General features: G+C 68.6%; 23 protein-coding genes and 1 riboswitch. Of the genes, 18 read left to right on the top strand and 5 right to left on the bottom strand.

From position 1 onward, the window contains the following. Window positions 1–235: 235 nt before the first annotated feature. A complete protein-coding gene (topA, locus tag ACQPYM_RS03165; protein ID WP_433023171.1) occupies window positions 236–2,896 on the top strand; it encodes a type I DNA topoisomerase in 2,661 nt (886 codons plus the stop codon). Beyond that, the gene (locus tag ACQPYM_RS03170) at window positions 2,896–3,339 is read left to right on the top strand and encodes a Fur family transcriptional regulator (protein WP_433014469.1); all 444 of its coding nucleotides are present in this window, start codon (window positions 2,896–2,898) and stop codon (window positions 3,337–3,339) included. Before topA ends, ACQPYM_RS03170 begins: the two co-directional genes overlap by 1 nt. On the opposite strand, the gene ACQPYM_RS03175 is transcribed toward ACQPYM_RS03170, so the two are convergent. After that, entirely contained in the window at window positions 3,336–3,992 is a 657-nt protein-coding gene (locus ACQPYM_RS03175; RefSeq protein WP_433014472.1) for a class I SAM-dependent methyltransferase, read from the bottom strand. The genes ACQPYM_RS03170 and ACQPYM_RS03175 overlap by 4 nt on opposite strands. Before the next feature lie 138 nt (window positions 3,993–4,130). Here ACQPYM_RS03175 and ACQPYM_RS03180 point away from each other — a divergent pair, with 138 nt between their 5' ends. The 9 genes from ACQPYM_RS03180 (at window position 4,131) to ACQPYM_RS03220 (ending at window position 15,171) form a co-directional block, all read left to right on the top strand. Beyond that, window positions 4,131–4,370 carry a type II toxin-antitoxin system RelE/ParE family toxin gene (locus ACQPYM_RS03180; RefSeq protein ID WP_433014475.1) on the top strand — a complete coding sequence of 80 codons (240 nt, stop codon included), beginning with the start codon at window positions 4,131–4,133 and terminating at the stop codon, window positions 4,368–4,370. 35 nt (window positions 4,371–4,405) lie between these two features. Further along, window positions 4,406–4,753 carry an XRE family transcriptional regulator gene (locus ACQPYM_RS03185; RefSeq protein ID WP_433014478.1) on the top strand — a complete coding sequence of 116 codons (348 nt, stop codon included), beginning with the start codon at window positions 4,406–4,408 and terminating at the stop codon, window positions 4,751–4,753. Window positions 4,754–4,865: 112 nt separating this feature from the next. Then, window positions 4,866–7,769: a glycoside hydrolase family 2 TIM barrel-domain containing protein gene (locus tag ACQPYM_RS03190; RefSeq protein WP_433014481.1), complete on the top strand. Its 2,904-nt coding sequence runs from the start codon at window positions 4,866–4,868 to the stop codon at window positions 7,767–7,769. A 10-nt stretch (window positions 7,770–7,779) separates the two neighbouring features. Beyond that, window positions 7,780–9,768, top strand: coding sequence for a dTMP kinase (gene tmk / locus ACQPYM_RS03195; RefSeq protein ID WP_433014484.1), 1,989 nt, complete (start codon window positions 7,780–7,782; stop codon window positions 9,766–9,768). Continuing rightward, entirely contained in the window at window positions 9,765–10,934 is a 1,170-nt protein-coding gene (locus ACQPYM_RS03200; RefSeq protein WP_433014487.1) for a DNA polymerase III subunit delta', read from the top strand. Before tmk ends, ACQPYM_RS03200 begins: the two co-directional genes overlap by 4 nt. A 97-nt stretch (window positions 10,935–11,031) precedes the next feature. Next, a complete protein-coding gene (locus tag ACQPYM_RS03205) occupies window positions 11,032–11,697 on the top strand; it encodes a DUF4190 domain-containing protein (RefSeq protein ID WP_433014490.1) in 666 nt (221 codons plus the stop codon). Between the two features lie 10 nt (window positions 11,698–11,707). Then, the gene (locus tag ACQPYM_RS03210) at window positions 11,708–12,592 is read left to right on the top strand and encodes a DUF4190 domain-containing protein (RefSeq protein WP_433014493.1); all 885 of its coding nucleotides are present in this window, start codon (window positions 11,708–11,710) and stop codon (window positions 12,590–12,592) included. A 27-nt stretch (window positions 12,593–12,619) separates the two neighbouring features. Next, on the top strand, window positions 12,620–13,639 hold the full coding sequence (locus ACQPYM_RS03215) for a PSP1 domain-containing protein (RefSeq protein ID WP_433023173.1): 1,020 nt from the start codon (window positions 12,620–12,622) through the stop codon (window positions 13,637–13,639). An 11-nt stretch (window positions 13,640–13,650) separates the two neighbouring features. Beyond that, window positions 13,651–15,171: an alpha/beta hydrolase gene (locus tag ACQPYM_RS03220; protein WP_433014496.1), complete on the top strand. Its 1,521-nt coding sequence runs from the start codon at window positions 13,651–13,653 to the stop codon at window positions 15,169–15,171. Between the two features lies 1 nt (window position 15,172). Here the strand turns inward: ACQPYM_RS03220 and ACQPYM_RS03225 are convergent, their stop codons facing one another. Next, the gene (locus ACQPYM_RS03225; protein ID WP_433014499.1) at window positions 15,173–15,751 is read right to left on the bottom strand and encodes a hypothetical protein; all 579 of its coding nucleotides are present in this window, start codon (window positions 15,749–15,751) and stop codon (window positions 15,173–15,175) included. A 134-nt stretch (window positions 15,752–15,885) separates the two neighbouring features. Here ACQPYM_RS03225 and ACQPYM_RS03230 point away from each other — a divergent pair, with 134 nt between their 5' ends. After that, window positions 15,886–16,218 carry a sterol carrier family protein gene (locus ACQPYM_RS03230; RefSeq protein WP_433014502.1) on the top strand — a complete coding sequence of 111 codons (333 nt, stop codon included), beginning with the start codon at window positions 15,886–15,888 and terminating at the stop codon, window positions 16,216–16,218. Here ACQPYM_RS03230 and ACQPYM_RS03235 read toward each other — a convergent pair. Next, on the bottom strand, window positions 16,202–17,005 hold the full coding sequence (locus ACQPYM_RS03235) for a hypothetical protein (RefSeq protein WP_433014505.1): 804 nt from the start codon (window positions 17,003–17,005) through the stop codon (window positions 16,202–16,204). The two genes, ACQPYM_RS03230 and ACQPYM_RS03235, sit on opposite strands and share 17 nt — an antisense overlap. Before the next feature lie 152 nt (window positions 17,006–17,157). On the opposite strand from ACQPYM_RS03235, the gene ACQPYM_RS03240 reads away from it, so the two are divergent. From ACQPYM_RS03240 to ACQPYM_RS03250, 3 genes are read left to right on the top strand one after another with little or no spacing between them, the layout of a single operon-like run. Further along, window positions 17,158–18,474 (top strand): MFS transporter, encoded by a 1,317-nt coding sequence (locus tag ACQPYM_RS03240; protein WP_433014508.1) that lies wholly within the window; start codon window positions 17,158–17,160, stop codon window positions 18,472–18,474. Between the two features lie 11 nt (window positions 18,475–18,485). Next, complete coding sequence (locus ACQPYM_RS03245) at window positions 18,486–20,210, top strand: thiamine pyrophosphate-dependent enzyme (protein WP_433014511.1); 1,725 nt, start codon at window positions 18,486–18,488, stop codon at window positions 20,208–20,210. An 11-nt stretch (window positions 20,211–20,221) separates the two neighbouring features. Next, entirely contained in the window at window positions 20,222–21,187 is a 966-nt protein-coding gene (locus tag ACQPYM_RS03250; protein ID WP_433014514.1) for a hypothetical protein, read from the top strand. Between the two features lie 6 nt (window positions 21,188–21,193). Here the strand turns inward: ACQPYM_RS03250 and ACQPYM_RS03255 are convergent, their stop codons facing one another. Further along, the gene (locus tag ACQPYM_RS03255) at window positions 21,194–21,511 is read right to left on the bottom strand and encodes a ribbon-helix-helix domain-containing protein (RefSeq protein WP_433014517.1); all 318 of its coding nucleotides are present in this window, start codon (window positions 21,509–21,511) and stop codon (window positions 21,194–21,196) included. Between the two features lie 356 nt (window positions 21,512–21,867). Continuing rightward, window positions 21,868–22,051, top strand: a riboswitch (cobalamin riboswitch). Window positions 22,052–22,058: 7 nt separating this feature from the next. Between ACQPYM_RS03255 and ACQPYM_RS03260 the strand changes: the two genes are divergently transcribed. From ACQPYM_RS03260 to ACQPYM_RS03270, 3 genes are read left to right on the top strand one after another with little or no spacing between them, the layout of a single operon-like run. Continuing rightward, window positions 22,059–23,093 (top strand): ABC transporter substrate-binding protein, encoded by a 1,035-nt coding sequence (locus ACQPYM_RS03260; protein ID WP_433014520.1) that lies wholly within the window; start codon window positions 22,059–22,061, stop codon window positions 23,091–23,093. After that, the gene (locus ACQPYM_RS03265) at window positions 23,090–24,094 is read left to right on the top strand and encodes a FecCD family ABC transporter permease (RefSeq protein WP_433014523.1); all 1,005 of its coding nucleotides are present in this window, start codon (window positions 23,090–23,092) and stop codon (window positions 24,092–24,094) included. Before ACQPYM_RS03260 ends, ACQPYM_RS03265 begins: the two co-directional genes overlap by 4 nt. After that, window positions 24,091–25,077 (top strand): FecCD family ABC transporter permease, encoded by a 987-nt coding sequence (locus ACQPYM_RS03270; protein WP_433014526.1) that lies wholly within the window; start codon window positions 24,091–24,093, stop codon window positions 25,075–25,077. Before ACQPYM_RS03265 ends, ACQPYM_RS03270 begins: the two co-directional genes overlap by 4 nt. Here ACQPYM_RS03270 and ACQPYM_RS03275 read toward each other — a convergent pair. After that, window positions 25,033–26,541 (bottom strand): PLP-dependent aminotransferase family protein, encoded by a 1,509-nt coding sequence (locus tag ACQPYM_RS03275; protein ID WP_433014529.1) that lies wholly within the window; start codon window positions 26,539–26,541, stop codon window positions 25,033–25,035. The genes ACQPYM_RS03270 and ACQPYM_RS03275 overlap by 45 nt on opposite strands. Window positions 26,542–26,551 lie beyond the last annotated feature (10 nt).

The following is a 26,551-nucleotide window of genomic DNA, read 5'->3' on the forward strand; positions in this document are numbered from 1 at the left end:
CGGTTACCGTGCGTTGAGAAATGCGTTGCTGTCGGCCGTACGCTGTCCTCGGACGGTGCGGTTTGTGCTCGGGGGAACAAGTAGTCCGGCCGCAAGGGTTCATCGATGGCGTTGACAGGCAAGGAGCGCAGTGGCAGGGGCAACAGGAACGAAAGCATCGGGCGGCTCGTCGGCGACGGCAGCCGCTGGTGGTTCGCGTCGACTGGTGATCGTCGAGTCGCCGAAGAAGGCGCGGATGATCGCCGGTTTCCTGGGCGCCGGATACGTGGTGGAGTCGAGCTTCGGCCACATCCGGGACCTGCCGAAGGGGGCCGACGAGATCCCGGCGAAGTACAAGGGCCTGCCCTGGGCGCGGCTCGGGGTCAACATCGAGGACCACTTCGACCCGCTGTACGTCGTCCCGGCGGACAAGAAGGCACAGATCCGCAAGCTCAAGGATCTGCTGAAGGACGCCGACGAGCTCTATCTGGCCACAGATGAGGACCGCGAGGGCGAGGCCATCGCGTGGCACCTGCTGGACGAGCTGAAGCCGAAGATCCCGGTCAAGCGGATGGTCTTCCACGAGATCACCCCGAAGGCGATCCAGGACGCGGTCGGCAGTGCGCGGGACATCAACGACGCGCTCGTCGACGCCCAGGAGGCCCGGCGGATCCTGGACCGGCTGTACGGCTACGAGGTCTCGCCGGTGCTCTGGAAGAAGGTCATGCCGAAGCTGTCGGCGGGCCGGGTCCAGTCGGTCGCGATCCGGATGGTGGTCGACCGCGAACGGGAGCGGATCGCGTTCCGCTCCGCGTCGTACTGGGACCTGGATGCCAAGCTCGACGCCGGCGAGGGCAAGACGCCGCGGATCTTCCCGTCCCGGCTCGTCTCGGTGGACAGCCGGCGGATCGCCCAGGGCCGTGACTTCGCCTCGAACGGCGAGCTGAAGAGCAACAGCACCGTCCACCTGGACGAGGCGACCGCCACCGCGCTGGCCGCGGCGCTGCAGGACTCGACCTTCACGGTCCGCTCGATCGAGTCCAAGCCGTACACCCGCAAGCCGTACGCGCCGTTCCGGACCACCACGCTGCAGCAGGAGGCCGGGCGCAAGCTCAACATGTCCGCCTCGCAGACGATGCAGATCGCGCAGCGGCTGTACGAGAACGGCAACATCACCTATATGCGTACGGACAGCGTCACGCTGTCCGACACCGCGATCACCGCGGCCCGGGCCCAGGTCCGCGAGCTGTACGGCGCGTCGTACCTGCCGGACAAGCCGCGGGTCTACACCTCCAAGGTGAAGAACGCCCAGGAGGCGCACGAGGCGATCCGGCCGGCCGGCGAGGTCTTCCAGACGCCGGCCCAGACCGGGCTGAGCGGCCCGGAGTACCGGCTCTACGAGCTGATCTGGATGCGCACGATCGCGTCGCAGATGAAGGACGCGGCCGGGAACAGCGTCTCGATCAAGATCGACGCCAAGGCCTCGACCGGGGAGAACTGCGAGTTCACCTCGTCCGGCCGGGTGATCACCTTCCACGGCTTCCTGAAGGCGTACGTCGAGGGCGCGGACGACCCGTCCGCCGAGACCGACGACCGCGAGACGCAGATCCCGGACGTGTCCGAGGGTGATGTCCTGCCGGCCACCGAGGTGGTCGCCTCCGGTCACGAGACCAAGCCGCCGTCACGCTTCACCGAGGCGACGCTGATCGCGCAGCTGGAAGACCGCGAGATCGGCCGGCCGTCGACGTACGCGTCGATCCTGGGCACCATCCAGGCGCGTGGCTACGTCTACAAGAAGGGCAACGCGCTGGTGCCGGCCTGGCTGGCGTTCGCCGTCGTCCGGCTGCTGGAGGAGCACTTCACCCGGCTGGTCGACTACGCGTTCACCGCCTCGATGGAGGACGTGCTCGACGACGTCGCCGCCGGGAACCTGGAGCGCGAGGGTGTGCTCGGCCGGTTCTACTTCGGTGACGACGGGATCGAAGGCCTGCAGTCGATGGTCAGCGATCTCGGCGACATCGATGCCAGGGAGATGTCGACCTTCCCGGTCGGCCCGCCGGACAGCGGGATCGTCGTCCGCGTCGGCCGGTACGGGCCGTATGTCGAGGGTCCGGAGGAGACCCGGGCGAACGTGCCCGAGGACCTGCCGCCGGACGAGTTGACGGTCGAGCGCGCCAAGGAGCTGCTGAGCCAGCCGTCAGGTGTCGAGCTGGAGCTCGGCAATGCGCCCGACACCGGGCTCAAGGTCGTCGCGAAGGCGGGCCGCTACGGGCCGTACGTGACCGAGGTACTGCCCGAGGACGCGCCGAAGAGCGCCAAGCCGCGGACCGGCTCCCTGCTGTCGACGATGGCGCTGGACACGGTCACGCTCGACGACGCGATGAAGCTGCTCTCGCTGCCGCGGGTGGTCGGCAAGGACCCGGAGTCCGGGGACGAGATCACCGCGCAGAACGGGCGCTACGGGCCGTACCTGAAGAAGGGCACGGACTCCCGGTCGCTGCAGTCCGAGGAGCAGCTCTTCGAGATCACTCTCGAGGAAGCGCTGAAGATCTACTCCGAGCCGAAGCAGCGTGGCCGTCGCGCCGCGGCGCCGCCGCTGAAGGAGCTCGGCGAGGACCCGGAGTCGGGTCAGCCGGTGGTGGTCAAGGAGGGCCGCTTCGGTCCGTACGTGACCGATGGCGAGACCAACGCGACGCTGCGCAAGGACGACTCGGTCGAGACGATCTCGCTGCTGCGCGCCGCCGAGCTGCTGGCCGACAAGCGGGCCCGCGGGCCGGTGAAGAAGACCGCCAAGAAGGCCGCGAAGAAGACCGCCACCAAGAAGACGGCGGCCAAGAAAACGACAGCGAAGAAGACCGCGGCCAAGAAGACGACCGCCAAGAAGACGACCGCCAAGAAGACCGCCAAGAAGGCTTGATGTCCGGTACTACGCAGGGCCCGGCCGAGGTCACCGCGCAACGCCTCCGAGAACGAGGCGAGCGAGTGACCCCGGCCAGGCTCGCCGTGGTCGAAGTACTGGCTTCCACCGACGAGCACCTGAGCGCGGAGCAGATCGGCGAACGCGCCGAGCAGTTGCGACCGGGGATCCACCGGGCGACGGTCTATCGGGCCCTGGATGCACTGGGCGAGTTCGGCCTGGTGACGCACGTCCACCTCGGACGCGCCGGTACGACGTACCACCTGGCCGGCGAGCTCGCGCCGCGTCACCTCCACCTTCGCTGCAGCGACTGCGGCACGGTGCTCGATGTGGCCGGCGACATCCTCGACCCGGTTCGCCGCAAGCTCCAGCGCGAGCTCGACTTCCATCTCGCGCCGGAGCAGGTCGCCCTGGTCGGCCTCTGCAAGGACTGCAGCAGCTAACTGGCCGGGCGCTGGGCGACGAGGATCAATGACGGTACGCCGGCGACGCTTTCGCTCAGCCGTACTTCGGCCACCGAGGTGAGGCCTGCCTTGGTGAGCATCGGCCAGAGCTCGTCGGGTTGCCACAGGTGAGTGGTCCAGGTGACCGGGACCGCGCCGTACGCCTCGGTGCGTTCGATGTCGTGGTCACCCCTGTGCGTACCGATGATGACGTGGCCGCCGGGGAGCAGGGCTCGGGCGAAGGACTCGAGGACCTGCGGGAGGATGTGGCGCGGCAGGTTGAAGAGCGACCACCAGCCGAGGATTCCGCCGTACGACGAGTCCGGCAGGTCCAGCTCGGTGGCCGACGCTACGTCGAACTTCAGGTCCGGGTACAACCGTCGGGCGTGCTCGACCATCCGGGGTGAGAGGTCGACGCCGGACACGTCGACGCCGCGCTCAGCCAGGTAGCCGGTGACAGCTCCCGGACCGCATCCGACGTCCAGGACCGGACCAAGGCCCTGTACCGCCGCCGCGAATCCGTCGACCGCGGCCCGCAGCCAGGGGTAGGTCCTGATGTCGCCGACGTTCATCTCCACGTAGTTGTCGGCGACGCGGTCGTACGAAGTCCGGACCACGTCGAGGTCGGCAGGTTGCTCGATAGAAGCATTCATAGCCCGCGATGCTAGGCACCTGTACCGACAGTTCACCGGCTGGCGGAATCTTAGAATAGAACCTTTGGGTTCTATAACCTCTGGGTGCTACAGTTTGAGCATGGCGTTCGAGGTCGTCTACACCGACGGTTGCTACAAGTGGTTAAAGCAGCTACCAGCCAGCGAGCGGAACCGCCTACTGGCCAGGGTGGGCACGCGAATCTGAAGGAGATCCGCAGCGGCACTCTTCGGGTGCTGTTCGCCTTCGATCCTCTTCGGCAGGCCGTGTTGCTGATCGGCGGCGACAAGGTGGATCGGTGGGAGTCGTGGTACCGGCAGAACATCCCGATCGCTGACGAACTGTACGACGAGTGGCTGATTGACTTAAAGGAGAACTAGGTAGTACATGCGCGGCCTGTTGGTCGCGTCGCCAGATGAGCGCCTGGCACAACAGGAGGAAGCAGATGAAGTATCGCAGGCACAACGAGGTCCGTGAGGAGCTTGTCAGGACACCGCAGGACGAGGCTGAGTTGGCCGCGTTCCGAGACGAGGCGCTGGATGAGGTGCGCGCCTACCGGCTGGCTGACGTTCGTCAGAAGCATGGGCTGACCCAGATCGATGTCGCCGAGCGGCTGCATGTCAGCCAGACGGCGGTGTCTAAGATCGAGCGCGGCGACCTGGACCGTTCCGAGCTCAACACGATCCGTAGGTATGTCGAAGCAATCGGTGGCAAGCTCGAAATCGTCGCCGATTTCGGTGACGAACGGCTGGTTCTCGGCTGAGCCTCCTGGCTTGAGTGGCCGGGACCCCTAGCGGAGGGTGCCTGGCGCTGGCGTGAATTTGTCCATATCTGTTCATCGGTGTGGAATTGTGAACAGATCGGCCGTAGGGTCGATGCCTGTGACCTACGACCACAGTTATGTCGAAGACTTCGCCTCCGGCGCCGGTGTACTGTCCCCGCGGGCCTGGCTCGACGATGATGCCGCCCGGGTGCCGCTGAGTGGGGAGTGGAGTTTCCGGCTCTCACCCAGCCTGGCCGAGGCGCCGGACGACCTGTTGGACCCCGACGTGTCCGGCTGGGACACGATCGCGGTGCCCGGTCACTGGCAGCTGAGCGGGTACGGCGCTCCGGCGTACACGAACATCGACTACCCGTTCCCGGTGGACCCGCCGCACGTGCCGACGGCCAACCCGACCGGTGACTACGTGCGGACCGTGACCGTGCCGTCCGACTGGGACGGGCGCCGGGTGATCCTGCGGTTCGAGGGGGTCGACTCGCGGTTCGCGGTGTTCGTCAACGGTGAGTCGATCGGCTGGTCGTCGGGTTCCCGGTTGCCGAGCGAGTTCGACCTCACCGAACTGGTTGCTCCGGGCAATGAGGCGAAGATCGCCGTCCGGGTGCACCAGTGGTCGGCCGGCAGCTATGTCGAGGACCAGGACATGTGGTGGCTGTCCGGCATCTTCCGTGAGGTCAACCTGCTCGGCCTGAACCCGCAGGCGCCGACGGACGTGTTCGTGCACGCGACGTACGTCGACGGCACCGGCACGCTCAAGGTCGACTCGGACGTTCCGGGCACCGTGGTGGTCGAGGAGCTGGGTCTGGAGTTCCCGACCGGTTTCGAGACGCCCGTCCCGAGTGTCGAGCCGTGGAGCGCCGAGAGCCCGCGCCTTTACGACGCCGTACTGCGAACCGGGGGCGGCGACGTCCGGCTCAGGATCGGGTTCCGCACGATCGCGATCGTGGACGGCGTACTGACCGTCAACGGCAACCGGGTGCTCTTCAACGGTGTCAACCGGCACGAGTTCCACCCCGATCGCGGCCGGGCGCTGACCGAGCAGGACATGCTCGACGACGTGCTGATCATGAAGCGGGCCGGCATCAACGCGGTCCGCACCAGCCACTACCCGCCGCACCCGCACTTCCTCGACCTGTGCGACCAGTACGGCCTGTACGTCGTGGACGAGTGCGACCTGGAGACGCACGGCTTCGGGTACGAGCCGCAGCCGCCGAAACTGCCGAACCCGGTGATGGACCCGCGCTTCGAGGCCGACCTGGTCGAGCGGATGCGCCGGATGGTCGAGCGGGACAAGAACCACCCGAGCATCGTGCTCTGGTCACTCGGCAACGAGTGCGGGATGGGCGAGAACCTGAAGTCGATGTACGCCTTCACGCACGATCGCGACCCGTCCCGGCCGGTGCACTACGAGCGGGACACGCACGCGGAGTTCGTGGACGTGTACTCGCAGATGTACACCTCGCTGGAGAAGGTGACCGAGATCGGCGAGGACCCCACGTCGTACCGGGGACTGCCGTTCATCCTGTGCGAGTACGGGCACGCGATGGGCAACGGGCCGGGCGGGCTGTCCGACTACCGCGCGCTGTTCGATAAGTACCCGCGCTGCCAGGGCGGTTTCATCTGGGAGTTCATCGACCACGGGCTGCGGACGACGAAGGACGGCCGGGAGATCTACGCGTACGGCGGTGACTTCGGCGAGGAGATCCACGACGGAAACTTCGTCTGCGACGGCCTGCTGTTCCCGGACCGGACGCCGTCGCCGGGCATGCACGAGTACATCAAGGTGATCGAGCCGCTGGTCATCGCCGGCGACACCACCGGCATCACGATCACCAACCGCTACGAGGTCCTCGACACAAGTCACCTCACCTTCCGGATCGTCACCGAGGTCGGCGGCGAGCGGGTGGGTAGCGGGACGCTGGCCGTGCCCGCGATCGCCCCCGGCCAGACCGTCACGGTGGAACTCCCTCCGGCAGCCACCGCCGACGTCCAGCCCGAAACCTGGGTGACAGTCACCGCAGAACTCACGGAAAGCACCCCCTGGGCCGAGGCCGGCCACCGGGTGGCATGGGGCCAACTCCGCCTAGACCACCCAACTGGCGCGCGACACATCGCCGGGACGGCCTCGTCGGCCAGCGCGAGCGCAGCCGTGGCGGGCGCTGCTGCTACTTCCTCCCTCCCCGCCGAGGCCGTCGTAGGCGGCGAGGCGCGGCATGCTCGGAGCGATGCCGGGGAGGATGTCAGCGCTGGTGCCAACGGGATTGATGTTGGTTCGCTGGGGGTCCGTAATCTTCGGTTGGATGTGTGGCGGGCTCCGATCGACAACGATGTGATTCCGGGGGTTTCGAACGCTTGGCTTGAGGCTGGGTTGCATCGGGTGCAGCATCGGGTGGTGTCGGCTGGTCTGGTTGACGGGGCCTGGGAGGTAGTCACCCGTACTGCGCCGCCGGCGCTGCAGTGGGGTCTGGTCGCCACCTGGCGCTGGACCCACGCGCAGGACGGTTCCGTAGTACTGGATCTGTCGGTGGAGCCCGACGGGCAGTACCCGGCCGCGCTGCCGCGACTGGGCATCACCTTCGAGCTGCCGAAGGTCAGCCAGGTCGAGTGGTTCGGCACCGGCCCGGGGGAGGCGTACGTCGACACCCGCGCGGCCGCTGCGGTGGGTAAGTACTCCGCCACGGTCGAGCAGCTGCAGACGCCGTACGTCCGTCCCCAGGAGAACGGTCACCGCATCGACACCCGCTGGGCCCAGCTGGACTCCCTGCGGGTCGAGGCAGCGCCTGACCTCTTCGGCCTCACCGTCCGCGACTGGACGACAGCCGACCTGGCCAAGGCGAAACACGCTCCGGACCTGGTGGCAGGCGACACGACGTACGTGACGCTCGACTTGGCTCAGGCAGGCATCGGCTCCAACTCCTGCGGCCCGGTCCTGCCCGCGCAGTACCAGCTGAAGACCGCCCCGGCCTCACTGTCTGTCAAGTTCTCAGTTCCGACCGACTAGGCTTCCGGGTGTGCCGGAGGTGTATGACCCGCTGACTGATCCTGCACCGGCGCACGACCTGCGCGCGGTGTTGCGGATCCGGGCGTTCCGGCGCCTCTGGATCGCCTTCGGGCTGTCCAGTCTGGGTGACTGGATCGGGTTGCTGGCGTTGACGGCGATGGCCAAGGCCTTCGCCGGCGACGACTACCAGGCGGCCAACTTCGCGATCGGCGGTGTGCTGTTCCTGCGGGTCTTGCCCGCGCTGGTGATGGGGCCGGTCGCGGGCTGGATCGCGGATCGGCTGGACCGGCGCTGGACGATGATCCTCGGCGACCTGATCCGGGCCGCGTTCTTCGTCAGCATCCCGATCGTCGGCACCCTGACCTGGGTGCTGGTGGCGACCGTGCTGATCGAGATCGTCAGCCTGGTCTGGGGGCCGGCCAAGGACGCCAGCGTGCCGAACCTGGTGCCCCGGCACCGGCTGGAGGCGGCCAACCAGATCAGCCTGATCACGACGTACGGATCGGCGTTGCCGGCCGCCGTGATCTTCACCGCGATCACCCTCGTCACCCGCGGTCTCGGCGACTTCTCGATCGATCTGGCCGTCTACGTCAACGCCGCCACCTTCCTGATCTCCGCCCTGGCGATCGTGTCGGTCGCGGAGATCGGCCGGGCCGGCGACCATCCCCACGAGGAACACCCGACCCTGTGGCGCACGATGGTCGAGGGCTGGTCCTACGTCACCGGTACGCCGGTCGTGCGCGGTCTCGTGGTCGGCATCTCGGGCGCCTTCGCGGCCGGTGCGGTCGTGATCGGCCTCGGCCGCACGTACGTCGAGGACCTGGACGCGGGCGACCCGGGGTACGGCGTGCTGTTCGGAGCGGTCTTCGGTGGACTCGCCCTGGGGATGGGGTTCGCGCCACGGATCTTCTCCGGCCTGTCGCGGCGGAGGCTGTTCGCTGCCGGCCTGGTCGGGTCGGGCATCGGGCTGGCCGGGCTCGCGCTGATCCAGCAGATCGAGATCGCCACGATGATCGCGGTCGTGCTGGGCTTCTGCGCCGGCGCTTCGTGGGTCTCGGGGTACACGCTGCTCGGGCTGGAGGTGCCGGACAACGTGCGCGGGCGGACGTTCGCGTTCGTCCAGTCCGCGGTCCGGACCGTGCTGGCTGTGACGCTCGCGATCGCGCCGTTCATCGCGGGTGCGATCGGCCGGCGTACGGTGTCGGTCGGCGACCGCTCGGTCAGCTACAACGGGGCCGCGATGACGATGCTGATCGCGGCCGTGCTGGCCGGCGTGATCGGGCTGGTCGCGTGGCGGCAGATGGACGACCGTCCCGGCGTACCGTTCTGGCGGGATCTGCGCCGCAGCTTCGGCAAGACACCCGGGGTGTACCCGACCACCGGCTTCTTCATCGCTCTCGAGGGCGGCGAGGGCGCGGGCAAGTCGACGCAGGCCGCGCTGCTGGTCGAGTGGCTGAAGGAGCAGGGCCACGAGGTTCTCCTCACCCGCGAACCGGGCGCCACCGCGCTCGGCAAGACCCTGCGCCAGATCGTCCTCGACCCGGCGACCGGTGACATCTCGCATCGCGCCGAGGCGTTGCTGTACGCCGCCGACAAGGCCGAACACGTCGACTCGGTGATCAAACCCGCGCTGAAGTCGGGCACCGTCGTCATCACCGACCGGTACGTCGATTCAGCGCTTGCCTACCAGGGTTCCGGGCGCGACCTGGACCTCGCCGACGTCGAGCGCGTGAACCGCTGGGCCACCGACGACCTGCGCCCCAACCTGACCATCCTGCTGGACCTGCCACCCAAGAGCGGGCTCGGCCGGTTCGAGGAGCGGGACCGGATCGAGGCGCAGTCGGCGGACTTCCACGAGCGTGTCCGCAAGGCGTTCCTCGAGCTCGCGGCCGCCGAGCCGCAGCACTACCTCGTCCTCGACGCGACCCAGGACCGGGCCCAGTTGGCCGAGCAGATCCGGTCGCGCTTGCTCCCGATGTTGCCGAAGGTAGGGCCATGACCGTTTGGGATGACCTGGTCGGCCAGGAGCCCGCGGTCGCCGTACTGCGTAAAGCCGTTGCCGGGGCGGCGGCCCGGTTGCGTGGCGAGAGTGGCACGGCGACCAACGGGATGACGCATGCCTGGCTGATCACCGGCCCGCCTGGCTCGGGCCGGTCCAACGCCGGCCGGGCATTCGCCGCGGCCCTGCAATGCCTGACCGACGGCTGTGGCGAGTGCGCCGTCTGCCGTACTGCGCTCAACGGCGCGCACCCCGACGTCTCGCTGATCCGCACCGAGTTGCTGTCGATCCGCGTCAGCGAGATCCGCGACCTGGTTCGCCGGGCCGCGATGAGTCCGACCCAGGGTGGCTGGCAGGTCATGGTGGTCGAGGACGCGGACCGGCTGACCGAGCAGGCCGCCGACGCGTTGCTGAAGAGCATCGAGGAGCCCGCGGCCCGCACGGTGTGGGTGCTCTGCGCGCCGACCGTCGAGGACGTAGTACCGACGATCCGTTCTCGCTGCCGCCTGCTCGTACTGCGCACCCCGCCGGTGGCGGCGGTCGCGGAGATGCTGACCCGGCAGTCCGGGGTCGAGCCTGAGCTGGCCGGTTTCGCGGCGCGGGCGGCGCAGGGGCACATCGGTCGTGCCAAGGCGTTGGCTCGAGACGTTGAGGTGCGCAGCCGGCGGACCCGGGTGCTGGAGGTTCCTTTCGAGCTGCACGACATCGGTGCCTGCCTGAAAGCGGCGCAGCGCCTCGTCGACGCGGCGAAGGAAGAGGCCAAGGCCAGCGCGGCGAAGGTCGACGAGAAGGAACGGGCCGAGCTCGAGCAGGCGCTCGGCGTCGGCACCAAAGGCGCCCGGCCCCGCGAGGCCGGCGCCGCGCTGAAGGAACTCGAGGACCAGCAGAAGGCGCGCGCCAAACGCTGGGAACGCGACGTCCTCGATCGGTCCCTGGTCGACCTGATGGCCTTGTACCGCGACGTTCTGGTCCTCCAGACCGGCGCCGGCGCGGAGCTGATCAACGCCGAGCTGAGCCAGGACATCCAGCGGCTGGCGAGCCGGACGACCGCCGAGCAGACGATCCGGCGGATCGACGCGCTGACCGGCTGCCGGGAGGCGATCGAGGGCAATGTCGCCCCGCTGCTGGCGCTCGAGGCGATGACGATCGCGTTGTTCGAGGGCTAGGGCATGGCTGAGATGTAACGAAGGCGGAGGCGCCGCCGATGAGTGGGTGGGCGAGGGGTTCGACCCCGCCAGGCGTGACCCTCCCGAAGGATGTTCCTTGACCCAACCGCCGCCGATCCAGCCTGTCCGGGCCCCGCTCCCGCCGGCGGAGTCGTGGTTGACCGGCGTACCGACCCCCGCGCAGCGCCGGCTGGACCGCTGGGCGGTGGCTGCCTTCGCGACCAGCCTGCCCGGGCTGGTGCCGATCGCCGCGGTGCTGGGGCTGATCGCGCTGTCGCGGATCCGCAGGTCCGGGGCACGCGGCCGTGCGTTGGCGATCGGCGCGCTGGTGATCAGCCTGTGCTGGCTGATCGCGATCGGGGTCGCCGCCGCGCTCAATCTGGACGGCGAACGGCGCGCGGGCATCGGCCGGACGACGACGATCTCGCAGGTGCGGGTCGAGCAGTGCTTCGACGCCGACCTGGAGGTGGACACGCTGCGCCAGGTGCGGATCGCGGACTGTGCCGTGCCGCACTCGGGTGAGGCGTACGCCAAGGTCCGTGCGATGCTGACCGGGTTGTCGGCGGACCAGAAGGGCGCGGTCGCGACCCAGCAGTGTGCGACCGCCTTCGAGGCGTTCATCGGCAAGTCGTACGAGCGGTCGGAACTGGACATGTACTACGTCGTGCTGGAGGATCGAGCGGTTGCTGACGGCAACGTCTTGTGCATGGTCGGGAAACCCGGCGAGCAGCTGACCGGGTCCATGCGCGGATCCCAGCGTTAGGGGGAGATCTGTGAGTTATCCGCAGGGGCCGCCGGATCCCAGCCGGCCGCAGGACACGCCGCGCGGGTTCCCGACGTACGGGCGTCCGCCGGAGCCGGTGAACCCACCATCACCGCCGCCGCAGGCGCCGGGCTGGCAGGCGCCTGGGCAGCAGCCGGCGCCGTATGGGCAGCCGTACCCACCGCCGGCGCCGTACGGGCAGCAGTATCCGCCGCCCACGCCCCACGGGCAGCAGCACCCGCCGCCGTACGGGTATGGCTACGGCTACGGGTATCCGGGTGCGGGGATGGTCAAGACGAACAGTCTTGCGATCGCGGCGCTGGTCTGTGGGCTGGGTGGGCTGGTGATCGGGCTCAGCGCGCCGGTCGGGGTCGGGCTGGGGATCGCGGCGCTGGTGCAGATCAAGCGGCGGGGCGAGTCCGGGAAGGGGATGGCGATCGGGGGGATCGTCGTCGGCGGGCTGATCACCGCGTTCGGTGTCGGCCTGCTCGCACTCGCGCTGATCATCGGCTTCAGCGAGGCGGACAGCGCCGACGGGCCAAGTACGAGGGTCGACTCACTGGCGGTCGGCGAGTGCTTCAACGAAGGCTGGGGGATGGACGAGGTGCACCGCCGGAGTTGCAGCGAGGAGCACGACGGCGAGATCGTCGCCAACGTCACGCTGCCGGCCGGTCCGTATCCGGGTGACGGCGAGGTGGACGACCTGTCGCGGGCGCGGTGCGACGCCGAGTTCGGCAAGTATGTCGGCACCCCGCGGAGCCAGTCGGAACTGGAATCCGACTACTGGTACCCGGAGGAGGACGACTGGGACAGTGGCGATCGTCTGGTCGTCTGTGCCGCCTACGGACCGGACTACGACCTCCTCACCAGAACGGTCAAAGACAGCAAACGCTGACGGGCACGTAGTCTGGGCGCCGTGGGCATGGTGATGGCGGTGTCGTTCGAGCGGTACGGACGGCTGTACTACCTGGACCCCGGCCCGCACAGACCGCGGGTCGGGGACAAAGTGCTGGTCCCGACCGACGACGGGCCCGAGGTCGCCGAGTGCGTCTGGGCGCCGCAGTACGTCACCGAGGAGATCGGTGGGCTGCCGCTGTGTGAGGGCGTCGCGACCGCGGCCGACCTGGAGCGCGACGAGCAGAACCGGCAGCGCCGGGCCGACGCGCGGCTGACCGCCAAGCGGCTGATCCGCGAGCACGGGTTGCCGATGAAGGTGGTCGGCATCGACTTCGTCGACCGCCGCGCGGAGGTCGACCAGCTGGTCATCGTGTACTTCTCCGCGCCGCACCGGGTGGACTTCCGTGAACTGGTCCGCGACCTGGCCCGCGGGTTGCGAGCCCGGATCGAGCTGCGCCAGGTGGGCGCCCGCGACGAGGCGCGCCTGCAGGGCGGGATCGGGCCGTGTGGGCGCGACCTGTGTTGTGCGACCTTCCTGAAGGACTTCGAGCCGGTCAGCGTGCGGATGGCGAAGGACCAGGACCTGCCGCTCAACCCGCTGAAGATCTCCGGAGCATGCGGGCGGCTGATGTGCTGCCTGAAGTACGAGCACCCGCTCTACCAGGAGTTCAACGCCAAGGCACCAGCCACCGGTACGCCGGTCGAAACCCCCGCGGGTGACGGCGTGGTTGTCGGGCACAACGTCCCCAGCGACACGGTGGTGGTCCGGCTGGCTGCCTCAGGCCGCCGCTGCGCCTGCAGTCGGGCAGACGTCTGCTCCCCACGCCAGCAATACGAGGCATCCCCCACCACCACGCCAGACGCCCCACCGATCCTTCCACCTGAGCCCGAACCGCAAGAGGTGGTCGAGGCGGCGGAGACGGTTGAAGAGGCTCCGCGGAAGCGCAAACCGCGTCGGCGGCGTCGGCTGACCCACACCGACGGCGAGACTGAGAGCGCAGTACAGGACGGGTCGGACGAGGGTACGGGAGACAGCTCGCTGTGATGATGCGCAGGATGACCGTGGTCGTGGTGGGCCTGGCCCTCGTGGTGAGTGCGTGTGGAGTGGCGAGCCGGGCTCAGGATGCTGACGGGCCGGGCGGGACTCAGTCCAGTACTGCGCCCAAGGGGCCGGCCGGGCCGGTACCGGCGGGGCTGGAGAAGTTCTACCAGCAGCAGCCGAACTGGCAGCGGTGTGGCTCGGGCAACCAGTGCGCCACCATCAACGTGCCCCTCGACTACAGCAAGCCCGACGGCAAGACGATCGAGCTGCGGGCCCGCAAGGTGCCGGCGCGCGACCGGACCGGCAAGATCGGCACGCTGTTCATCAACCCCGGCGGTCCGGGCGCTTCCGGCCAGGAGTTCGCCGCAGCGGCCGGGTTCGTGCTCGGCGCGCCGCTGCTGCGCAAGTTCGACGTGGTCGGCTGGGACCCGCGCGGAGTGGGCGACTCGACGCCGGTCCGCTGTCTCGACACCGAGCAGCTGGACAAGTTCATCGCCGCCGACGGGAGCCCGGACGACGAGGCCGAGATCGAGGCCCTGAACACCGAGGCCAAGGCGCTGGCCGACGGGTGCCAGCAGCGCTCCGGCGACCTGCTGCCGCACGTCTCGACCAAGAACGCCGCCCGCGACATCGACGTACTGCGCGGAATCGTCGGCGACTCCGAGCTCTACTACCTCGGCATGTCCTACGGCACCCTGCTCGGCGCGACCTACGCCGAGCTGTTCCCGAAGAACGTCGGCCGGCTCGTCCTCGACGGCGCGGTCGACCCGTCGAAGACGTCCGAGGAGAACAACATCGCCCAGGCGAAGGGCTTCGACACCGCGCTGGACGCCTTCGCCGAGGACTGCGCGCAGCGGTCGTGCCGGCTGGGCAGCTCGAAGGCGGAGGTGCTCGCGAAGGTCGACCAGCTGATCACCAGCAGCGACGCGACCCCGCTTCCCGGTGACGGCAAGCGGGACGTGCCGCAGGCGCTTGTCGTCCTGGGCGTGATCTTCCCGCTGTACGTGAAGGACTACTGGCCGCGGCTCGAGGACGCGGTGGTGGACGGGATCGCAGGCAAGGGCGCCCGGCTGCTCGCGCTCGCCGACGAGTACACCGACCGGACGCCGCGCGGCTACGGCAACAACCAGAACGAGGTGATCTACGCGGTCAACTGCCTCGACCGCCCCGACATCTCCTCGGTCGCCGAGGCGAAGGCCGACGAAGCGAAGTTCAAGGCCGAGTCACCGCGCTTCGGGGCGTTCCTGCTCTGGGGCTCGCTGCCGTGCGCGAACTGGCCGGTGAAGGCCACCGACAAGCCGCACACGATCAAGGCGACCGGATCCAAGCCGATCGTCGTGGTCGGCACCACCCGCGACCCGGCCACGCCGTACGACTGGGCGGTCGGGCTCGCCGGGCAACTGGACAGCGGCGTCCTGATCACCCGGGACGGCGACGGCCACACCGGCTACAACGAAGGCAACCAGTGCGTCGACGACGCCATCGAGACCTATCTCCTCAAGGGCACGCCGCCGGCCGGCGACATCAAGTGCTGACCTAGTTCGGGCGGGTGTCGCCGGCTCCCGAGATCTGCAGGGTGTCGGTGGCGCGCTGCAGGACCGCGCGCAGGCCGGCCTCGTCCTGCGGGCGGCCGCCGACGGTGATCTCGGCCACCGTGCCCTCGCCGTCCGCGGTGGGGCGGAACGTGGACAGGCCCATCCGCGGGCCACGCGTCTCGTCCACGTAGGTGTAGATCAGCGTGCCGCCGTCGCGGCTGATCACCTTGAGGCTCTTCTCCTCGATGCTCCGCTCACGGGCGGCGACCAGGTCGGCCGGCGACTCGTCGCTGCCGCGGACGTCGAAGCGCACCTGCCAGACGCCGGTGGGATCGACGTACTTCGGTCTGGTGCCGGTCTGCGTGCTCTTCCAGCCGACCGGTACGTCGGCGGTGGCCGGTGCCTTGTCGTTGCCGAACGCCTCGGACGCGAACTGCAGCGAGTCGGCTTGCAGGCCGTCGCCCGTCTTCGGCGTCTCGACGGGTTGACTGTTCACCACCTGGCTCGATGGAGTACCGCCGCCGGAGAAGTTGCCGTTGATGGCCAGGACGGTGCCGAAGACGGCCACCCCCACGGTCATCCCCGCAAGTGTCGCCAGCAGCGCCTGGTGCCTGGGCGTGAGCATCCCGACCTCACTTCCGCGTCTAGTCGCCTGTTGATTATCAGGCACGAAGGGGGCGTCGGCGAAACCGCGTAACGTTGTCGCCTGTGGAAATGGAAGATGCACTGCGCTCGTACGACGCCGGCGAGGCCGGCCGGGCGGAACTCAAACTCCTGGTCAAAGAGCTGCTGAAGCTCCTCGTCGCCAAGGCGCCGGGCCATGCGGTGGAGGTCCGCGTACCGCCGTACGGGGCAGTGCAGTGCATCGAGGGTCCGCGGCACACGCGCGGTACGCCGGGCGCGGTGATCGAGATGCCGGCGGAGCTGTGGATCGACCTGGCGCTCGGCCGCACCACCTGGGCGGAAGCCCGGGAAACAGGCAAGGTCCGCGCGTCGGGTGAACGCACGGACCTCACCAACCTGCTGCCGCTCAGTACAGGGTTCTGACCACGGTGCGGCCGTGGATCAGGAGGAGCTTGCCGTCGTTGCGGAGGTGGAGGACGGTGCCGGACCTGCGGGTGGGAACGGTCCACACCGTGTCCCAGGTCTGCGCGACACCGAAGGTGCCGTCCGTCGTCAGGAAGGCCCAGGAGTCGGGGTACGGCTTGTAGGGCGCGGACCACAGCCGGGTCTTGTTGTCCTTCATCAGCTCCAGTGCACCGCTCGCGCGCATCTGCAGCGAGTAGACCCGGTTGGCGGAGAACAGCACCACCGGCCCTCGCCCCCACCCGACCGGAGCGTAGATCCGGTTGCCCGGGTACATGGTGGCGATGATCATCTTGTAGTTCCAGATGGACCTGCCGCGCCCGTTGTAGATCGTCAGCAGCCCGTCCGTCGGCAGCACGAGCTTGGCGTTCGGGCTCGCGGACGCGCCACCGATCCAGTACGTCGTCCGGCCGTGGACGAGCCTGAAGCTGCCGTCGGTTCCCATCACCATGACGGAACCCGCGCGGGTCGTACCGGTTTCCCAGACCTTGCCGGTGCCTGTCCGGACCAGCTCCACGTTGCCGCTCGGGCGCATCACCAGGGTCCACTGACGGTCGGTGGAACGGATGTACTGGCCTGACGCCAACCGCTGGCCGGGCAGCAGGGTGTTGGAGATCGCGGCGGCTTGGGCAGTTGATTCGGCCACCGTCGTGGCGGCCTGGGCCGGTGCGGTCAGCGCGGCACCGGTGGCGACAGTGGCCAGGCCTGCGGCGACGGCGGCGATGGAGCGCAGTGTGTTCTTGATCATGCGGGTGGTTCCCCCCTCGGGTCGGATCTGTCGAAGATTAGATCCTGGAGGGGTACAGAAGGTTCGGATCCTCCTGCTATTGCACGTACATGGAACAGCAGGAGGGGGAAAACCGGTTCATCCGGGGTCACTTCGACTGACACGATGGGCCGGTGGCGACAAGACTGCGGACCGGGCTGGCCCGCCTGAAGATCGATCTGACGCCGTGGCGGGGATCGCGCGACTTCCGGATCCTGGTGGTCGCCGGGTCGGTGTTCTTCCTCGGCGGCATGGTGGGCTACGTTGCGTTGCCGTTCCAGCTCTACCAGTTGACCGGCTCCAACTTCGCGGTCGGCGCGATGGGCCTGGTGACGATCGTCCCGCTGGTCGTCTTCGGCCTGTACGGCGGTGCGCTGGCCGACCATGTCGATCGGCGCAAGATGCTGATCGCGACCGGCATCGCCCAGGCGCTGATCTGCGCGGTGATGCTGACCAACTCGCTGCTGGCCAACCCGCAGGTCTGGCTCATCTACGTCTGCGGTGGCCTCAACGCGATCGCCACCTCACTGCAGCGGCCGAGCCGGGAGGCGTTGTTCCCACGGGTCGTGAAGCACGACGAGATGGCCGCCGCGGTCGCGCTCACCTCGGTGACGATGCAGGTCGGGCAGCTCGCCGGGCCCGCGCTCGGCGGCGTCCTGGTCAGCACGGCCGGCGTGACCTGGGCGTTCGCGATCGAGCTGACCGGTCTTGTCATCGCAACCCTGCTGTACGCGCGGCTCCGGTCGTACAAGACGAGTGAGCACAGCAAACCGCCCAGCCTGCGGGGGATCGGCGAGGGCATCGTCTACGCCTACCGCCGCAAGGACCTGCTGGCGACGTACCTGGTCGACATGGTCGGGATGTTCATGGCGATGCCGATCGTGCTGTTCCCGGCGTTCGCCACGGACATCCTCAAGGAACCCAAGCTGCTCGGCCTGCTCTACAGCGCCGAGGCGATCGGCGCGATGTGTGCCAGCCTCACCAGCGGCTGGGCCAAACGCGTGCATCACCAGGGCCGGGCGGTGGTGCTGGCGACGATCGTCTGGGGAGCGTCGGTCGGCATCGCCGGAGTGGCGCCGAACATCTGGTTCGCGATCGGGTTCTTCGCGATCGCCGGCGGCGCCGACATGGTCTCGGTGCTGTTCCGGTCGGTGATCTGGAACCAGACCATCCCCGACGAGATGCGCGGCCGGCTGGCCGGGATCGAGATGCTCGGCTACTCCCTCGGCCCACTCGGAGGCCAGGCCCGCTCCGGCCTGGTCGCCGACCTGACCAGCGTCCGGTTCGCGATCGTCAGCGGGGGCGCGCTCTGCGTCGTGGGTGTCGTCGGTACGGCGGCCTGGCTGCGCGAGTTCTGGCGGTACGACGCCCGCACCGACGAGCACGCCGTCCGCGAACGTGACCTCCGGACAGGTGTGGGTACAGGCGGGACGGAGCCGAACCCGACCTGAGGAGAGCCGTTGTGAGCACCATTGCCGAACTGCTGGTGGAGTCGCTGGCCGAGCACGGCGTCAGCTCGGTGTGGGGTGTCGTCGGTGACGCGCTCAACCCGGTCACCGACGCGATCCGGCGCGAGGACCGGATCGAGTGGATCGGCGTACGGCACGAGGAGGCCGGTGCGTTCGCGGCCGGCGCCCAGGCGGCCATCAGTGGGCGGCTAGGCGTCTGCATGGGCACGGTCGGCCCGGGAGCCATCCACCTGCTCAACGGCCTGTACGACGCTGCCAAGTCGCGGGTGCCCGTACTTGCGATCTGCGGCCAGGTGCCGCGCGAGGAGATCGGCAGCGACTACTTCCAGGAGGTCAACAACGATGTGCTGTTCTCGGATGTCGCCGTGTTCAGCGCAACTGTGTCGACTCCCGAGCAGGCGCCCGGCCTGATCGAGCAGGCGGTCAACACGGCTCTGGCCGAGCGTGGGGTCGCAGTACTGTCGATTCCCGGCGACGTGGGCGGCCTCGATGTACCGAAGGACACGCCTGTACCGCGGTTCCTCGAGCCTGCCTCGAACACTGTGCCGGATGCAGCGGAGCTCCAGAAGGTCGCGGCTGTGCTCAACGCTGCTGACAAGGTGACGCTGCTGGTCGGCATCGGGGCGCGGGAGGCGCTGGCGGAGGTGCAGCAGCTTGCTAGCACGCTGGCAGCGCCCGCTGTGCTCACGCTGAAGGCCAAGGAGCGCTTCGAGGAGTACCTGCCGCAGGAGGTCGGCCAGTCCGGGCTGATCGGCAACCATGCGACCAAGGTGGCCTTCGACGGCTGCGACGTGCTGTTCCTGGTCGGGACTGACTTCCCGTACCGCGACTTCCTGCCGACCGGGAAGACCGTCGTACAGCTGGATCTGCGGGGCGACCACATCGGTAGGCGGGTCACGGCCGACCACGGGCTGGTCGGCCACGCGCAGCCGACCCTGGCGCAGTTGCTGCCACTCCTGGAGCAGAAGACCGACACGGGTCACCTGGACAAGGCCAGAGCGTCGTACGCCGCCTGGCGGAAGCGGCAGCAGCAGTTCACCGACCCTGCCTTCGACCGCAAGCCCAAGGGGCTGCTGCGGCGCAAGGTGGACAACCCGGATGCCCGGATCCGGCCCGAGCTGCTGGCGGCCGCGGTTGACCGGCACGCGGCCGACGATGCGTTGTTCACCACCGATACCGGGATGTCGACGGTCTGGCTGTCGCGGTTCGTGCGGATGCGCGGCGACCGGCGGCTGGTTGGCTCGTACAACCTGGGCTCGATGGCCAACGCGATGCCGCAGGCGCTCGGGATGTCGGCGCTGGACCGCAACCGGCAGGTGGTCGCCTTCTGCGGTGACGGCGGGCTATCGATGCTGCTGGGGGATCTGATCACCGCGGTGTCCTACGAGCTGCCGGTCAAGCTGGTGGTCTTCAACAACGGCCGGCTCGGCATGGTGAAGCTGGAGATGGAGCAGGTCGGATTGCCGGAGTACGGGACCGAGCTGGCCAACCCGAACTTCGCCGAGGTCGCCAAGGCGATCGGGCTGACCGGCTTCCGGGTGGAGCAGCCCGGTGAGGTGGAGGGTGCGGTGGAGCAGGCACTCAAGACGCCTGGGCCGGTGCTGATCGACGTACTGACCAATGCCGACGAGATCTCGGTTCCCCCGGCGCCGACCGTGCAGCAGACCTGGGGCTTCGCGATCGCCAAGACGAAGGAGTTCGTCGAGAGCCGCGAGTAGGCTCTGTGATCATGCGTACTCGTTCGGTGGTGGCTCTGCTCGGCAGTACTGCGTTGTTGGCCGGTTGTGGCGGTCCTGGTGGGGAGACCGCGCCCAGTGTGCCGCCACTCGTTTCCATCAGCACCACACCGACACAGACACCTACACCGAGCGAGACGCCGAGTACGCCGCCCACCTCCAAGGTGGCTGACACCCTGTGCGTGCGGATGGACCAGACGCTGGTGCAGACGACTCTGGGCGTCCCCGTGGTGCAGATCCAGCCGAAGCCGGCTCCGGCGGAGTTCGGCTTCCCGACGTACGACGTGTGCCAGCTGGGGCTCAGCACGAGCCCAACCGGTCCCGTACTGCGCGTTGGCACGTCTGTCATGCCGGCGACCCCTGCGGACCTTGCCGCGGCCCGCAAGGCGTACGACGCCACCAAGGGCGAGCCGGCCAAACCGGTGACGGTAGGGCAGGGTGGGTTCGGGACCAGTCGTTTCGTGGTGTTCCTGCTCGACGGGAAGCTGCGCAAGGTCAGCGGGCCGGTTGCGACGCTGGCGAAGTACGCAGTACTGGCCAAAGAGGTGGCGCAGCAGGCGGACGGGCTGCCGGAGCCGGGGCCGCTCATCACCCGGCCGGAGTGCGAACGCGCCACGCCGGCTGCCGCGAAGGTAATGGGCACGGAGGCGGCCATCCGGCGCGACGGCCAGACCGACCTGGGCGACATCGTCTGCGGCTGGATCACCAAGACCCGCGTCCTCTACTCCACTGCCCGCCGAGTCGCCGACGCGGAAGCCGTCATCGCCCCCACCCGCAAGGCCGCCACCTCCCTCTCGATCCCCCTGGGCGACGAGGGCTACGTAGACACCGCCACCGGCCGCACCCTCATCCGCATCGGCACCAGCAAAATCGTCGAACTCGTCCCCCTCCCCGCCGGCACCGCCGACAAGGACGACATGGTCAAGTTCGCCCTCGCCACCTCCTCGCTCTACCGCTGAATTCCTTCAGCTGGCGTCTTTGTGCGCCGCCAGATACTCGCTGAGGGCTTCCCGCAGGACATCGCTGGCGTTGCGGTGATGGTTCCTGGCGAACGCGTCGAGGTCTGCGTTGAGAGCGCGAGGGAGCCGAACCTGACGGATCGGCGACTTCTCTCCGGGGGCAGCATCGGGGTCGATCGACGGCCGGCCGCCCTGTGAGCGCTCGACCAGCTCCCGGCCGAACGCGGCTGCCTCCTGACCACACAGGCCCTTCTCCGCATCCCGCGCCAGGGTCATGTCGTGCTCAGCCCACTCGGCCACCGCGTCGTAATCCTTCTCGCTCATCTCTCCTCCTCCATCCGCTCAAGATGCTTGCGCCGAGCAACCATCACGTCAAAGACGTGCAGATCACGTGGTGGATTGATCTCAACCATGACCTCCAGCAACTCTCCGCCCAGTTGCCGGGGCGGCCTGATGAACAATGTCGGCCGGATGTTGGCCGGCGGCGGGGTTCATCGAACTCTCGCTGGACGAAGTAGGCGTTCATTATGGCGTGCAGGGCGTCCTCGCGGTCGATGCCGTGTTTGTCCGCACTGGGTGCCCACGTGATTGCCACCGCTGTAATGTACTACAAAACTCAGCTTGTGTCATACAGAACCGGTCTAGGGTTCCGCCCGTTCTGCGACTGGGTTGCAGGTGGGTTAGGTTGGCGGGGTCGTGGTGTTCGGGAAGCCGGTGTGATGCCGGCGCGGCCCTCGCCACTGTGATCGGGATGTTCGTGGGTTGTTCCAGGGTGGAGACCACTGGTCAGCGATGACTGGGAAGGTCAGGCCCGCGAGCGCAGTACCCGTCAGCCAGGAGACCGGCCACGACGTGTCACACCGTCCACGAGGTGCTGGAGGCGCGCGTGAAAACGCTGGCTGCTGCTGTTGTCGTACTGTCCCTGGTCACCGGCTGCGGGGGTGCCGCGAAAGCCGGCCCCAAGGCCGGCCCGAGTACCACCGTGAAGAACTGCGGGATCGACGTCACCGTCGACGGCCCGCCCAAGCGGGTGTTCGCGGCGTACCAGCCGGCCATCGAGCTGGCGCACGCGCTGGGGATCTCGGACCAGCTGGTCGGTACGGCGTACCTGGATGCGACCGTGCTGCCGCAGTACGCCGCGACGCAGACGGACCGCAAGTACTACAAGAACCTGCCAAGTCGCGAGGAACTGCTCAGCCAGGAGCCGGACTTCGTGCTCTCCGGATTCAACGACGTCTTCAGCAGCGCGGGCAGTGACTCGAGCTTCGGCAGCCGGAAGAGCCTTTCCGATCTCGGCGTGCGGACGTGGATCTTCAGCCCGCTCTGCCCGACTGCGGACGGCAAGGGCGACGAGGCGATCGACCCGTCGACCGTCTCGATGGACAATGTGTACGCCGACCTGCGCGACCTCGGCCGGCTCTTCAACGTCTCCGACCGGGCCGAGACCGTGATCGCCGACCAGCAGAAGCGGATCGCTGCCGTCGAGGCGAAGGTCGCCAAAGCCCCGAAGCCGACCGTCGCGATCCTGCGTCCCGGGCTGGAGGGCGGTGGCGTGACCGTGTCGGGCGGTCCGGACTTCGGAACCGTGCTGATCCGGCAGGCCGGCGGGGTGAACGCCTTCGCCGACCTGACCTCGAAGCGGAACGTGAAGATCAGCGTCGAAGAGTTCATCAAGCGAGACCCCGACTACATCCTGATCAGCGGCTGCTGCGACGCCACCCTGACCGAGGCGCAGGTCCAGCCGGATGTCCAGAAGATCCTGGCCAATCCGGCGTATGCCAATCTCAAGGCGGTCCGGAACAAGCGCGTCGTACCGTGGCTGTTCGCCCATCACTCGGCGGGTGTCCGCGGCGCCAACTCCACCGAACTGATCGCGAAACTGATCCACCCCGACCTGGTCAAGTGACCCGGTCCTGGGGTGGCCGGGCCGCCGGTCTGCTGGCGGCCTGTGGGTTGCTGCTGGCCGTCGTGCTGCTTTCGCTTGTCGCAGGCAACCAATGGTTCGGACCGCACGACGTCTACGTCGCGGCGGCGGATTTCACCGGATCGGACACGGACCGGGTGATCCGCTACCTACGCTTTCCCCGTACTGCGGCAGGCCTGCTGGCCGGCGCGGCACTCGGCCTGGCCGGCGCCGTGATGCAGGGGATCACCAGGAATCCGCTGGCTGATCCCGGCATCCTCGGCGTCAACGCGGGCGCCGCGCTGGCAGTGGTGGCAGCGATCGGTCTGCTGGGCGTCCAGTCGCTGACCGGCTATGTCTGGTTCGCGATGGGTGGCGCGCTGATCGCGACAGTCGTCGTCTACCTCGTCGGCTCGGCCGGCCGAGCCGGTGCGACCCCGGTGAAGCTCGCTCTTGCGGGAGCCGCGGTGACGGCCCTGCTCGGGTCGATGACCTCGGCCATCACCTTGCTGGATCTGTCCACCCTGAACGAGTTCCGCTTCTGGGTCGTCGGCTCGTTGACCATGGCAACCAGTGCGATCATCGCCCAGGCGTTCCCGTTCATTGCTCTCGGCATCTTCTTGGCGTTGACCCTCGGACGTTCGCTCAACCAGCTGGCACTCGGCGACGACCTCGCCGTCACGCTGGGAGCCAGGATCGGTCTGGTCCGCCTCACAGCCGCGCTGGCCGTCGTACTGCTCGCCGGTACTGCGACCGCGATGGCCGGCCCCATCGCCTTCGTCGGACTCGCGGTTCCGCATGTGGCAAGGGCTCTGGTCGGTCCGGACTATCGCTGGATCCTTCCGTGGTCGCTTGTTCTAGCGCCAACCGTCCTGCTGCTGGCCGACATCGCGGGCCGTCTGGTCGCTCGGCCTGACGAACTGCAGGTCGGCATCATCACCGCGCTGATCGGCGCCCCACTGTTCATCGCGCTCGTCCGCCGCCGCAAGCTGGCCGAACTGTGAAGAGCGTCGTGGTCTCCGCAATCGCCTGGGTTGCCACCGCCGTGATCGCCGCCGTCTCGCTCACCCTCGGCGACTACGACCTCCCGCTCGCGAAGGTGCTCGACACCCTGGCCGGCAACGGTTCGCTGATCATGACCGACGTGGTGGTGAACAACCGGCTGCCGCGAGTCCTCGTCGCGATGGGGGTCGGTACGGCGTTCGCGATCTCGGGTGCCATCTTCCAGCGGCTGGCCCGCAACCCGCTGGTCAGCCCGGATCTGGTCGGCATCAACGCAGGCGCGGCGCTGGCCGCAGTACTGATGATCACGGTCTTCGGTACTGCGACCAGTTGGCTCCCCGCCGGTGCGCTGGCCGGATCATTGCTCACAGCAACGTCTATCTACCTGTTGGCCTACAAACAAGGCGTCACCGGCTATCGGCTGGTCCTGGTCGGGATCGGCATTACCGCGATCGTCGGCTCGATCACCGCGTACCTGCTCACGCTGGCCGACATCTACACGGCCAAGAGCGCGTCCATGTGGCTCGCGGGCAGCCTTGCCGGGCGTTCCTGGTCGCACGCGACGCTGATCAGCATCACTTTGCTCGTGCTCGTCCCCGCCGCGATGGCCGGATCGCGGCAACTGCGCCTGCTCGAGCTCGGCGACGACCTAGCCAGAGCCCTGGGCGGCAAGGTCGAACTGTCGCGGGGGATTCTGATCGCGATCGCAGTCGGTCTGGCCGGCCTCGCCACCGCCGCGGCGGGACCGATCGGTTTCGTGGCTCTCGTCGCGCCTCAACTAGCCCGCCGTCTGCTGGCCGGAGGCGTCGCCGGCCTGCTACCTGCAGGCGCGATCGGCGCCCTCCTGGTCGTCGCCTCCGACCTGCTCGCCCGCGAACTCTTCGCCCCCACCGCACTCCCGGTCGGAGTCGTCACTGCGTTCCTCGGCGCCCCCTACCTGCTACTTCTCCTCGCCCGCGCCAACCGCATCGACCGAGCAGGCTGACAGTGCTTCGCCGATTGTGGCGACAGCCTCGGTGATCTCCGTCGGGGTCCGCGCGGCGTACCCGAGGACGAGACCTGGGGGCCGGGGGTGCTGGCAGTGCCAGGACAGCGGCTGGGTCTTCACGGCCCGGTCGAGTGCGGCGGAGGCCAGCGCGAGATCGGTCAGGTCCGGGTCGTCGAAGGTGATGGTGAGGTGCAGGCCGGCGGCCGCGCCGTGAACGGTTGCTGTCGGCAAGTGCCGACCGATGGCCTCGATCATCGCGTCGCGGCGGATCCGGTGCCGGCGGCGGACGTAGCGGAGCTGACGTTCCAGCTCGCCCGACTCCATCAGATGGGCGATGACGAGTTGCGGCAGGGCCGCGTTGCCGAGGTCCGCCTGCCGTTTCGCGCCGACCAGCGCCTGCCGGTACTGCGGTGGTGGCAGCATCCACCCGATCCGCAACGCCGGGGCGAGCAACTTCGAGACGCTGCCCATATAGATCACGTGCTCCGCGAGCATCGCCCGCAATGCGGGAACCGGCGGCCGGTCGTACCGGTGCTCGGCGTCGTAGTCGTCCTCGAGGATCAACCCCCCATCAGTTGCCCACTGCATCAATTCCCGGCGCCGCTCCCCATCCAGTACTACGCCCGTCGGGAACTGATGCGCGGGCGTCACCATCACGGCGGGAGCGCCGCTGTCGCGCAGTACGTCGACCCGCAAGCCGTCCGCGTCGACCGGGATCGGCGGTGTCCGCATTCCCCACAGATGCAGGTGCTGCCGCGATCCGAGCGAGCCGGGGTCCTCGACCGCCAGCTCGGTGATGCCTTCCCGGCCCAGCACCTGGGCGACCAGCCCGATCGCCTGCGAGACGCCGGCGACGATGATCAGGTCGGCCGGGTCGGCCTTGATCCCGCGATTGCGCGCGAGCCAGTTCGCGACGGCCAGCCGCAGGGCCGGAGTACCGGCTGGGTCTCCGTAGCCGAAGGCTGATGCCGAGAGCTCGGCCAGTACTGCGCGCTCCGCCTTCAGCCAGGCGGCCCGGGGAAACGCGGCGAGGTCGGGGATGCCGGGAGTCAGGTCGATCCGCGCCTCGACGGCTCGCATCGCATCGAAGATCTCCAGCCCGGGATCGTCCAGCGCGGGGCGGCTGGCGCGTGCATGGCCGGACGCGGCGGAGGAGGTGCCGATGGGCGCGGCCACCACGACGGTCCCCGCGCGGCCCCGGCCGCTGACGTGCCCGTCCTCGGTGAGGCGCTGGTAGGCCTCGGTCACCACGCCCCGGGAGACCTGCAGCTCGGCCGCGAGCTGACGGGTCGCCGGCAACCTGCTCCCGACCGCGAGCCGCCCGTCGGCGATCGCGTCCCGAAACCGCCCAGCCAGCCAATCGGCCAGCCCTCCAGTCGGCGCCTCCTCCGGCCGAAGCTGCAGAAAGTCCGCCCCCGCCGCTTTGGACCTACCAATCTCACCCTGATTGGACCTGTTCACCAGACCATTG

It is taken from the genome of Kribbella sp. CA-294648, from assembly GCF_050943845.1.
In the GTDB taxonomy this organism is placed as follows: Bacteria; Actinomycetota; Actinomycetes; order Propionibacteriales; family Kribbellaceae; genus Kribbella.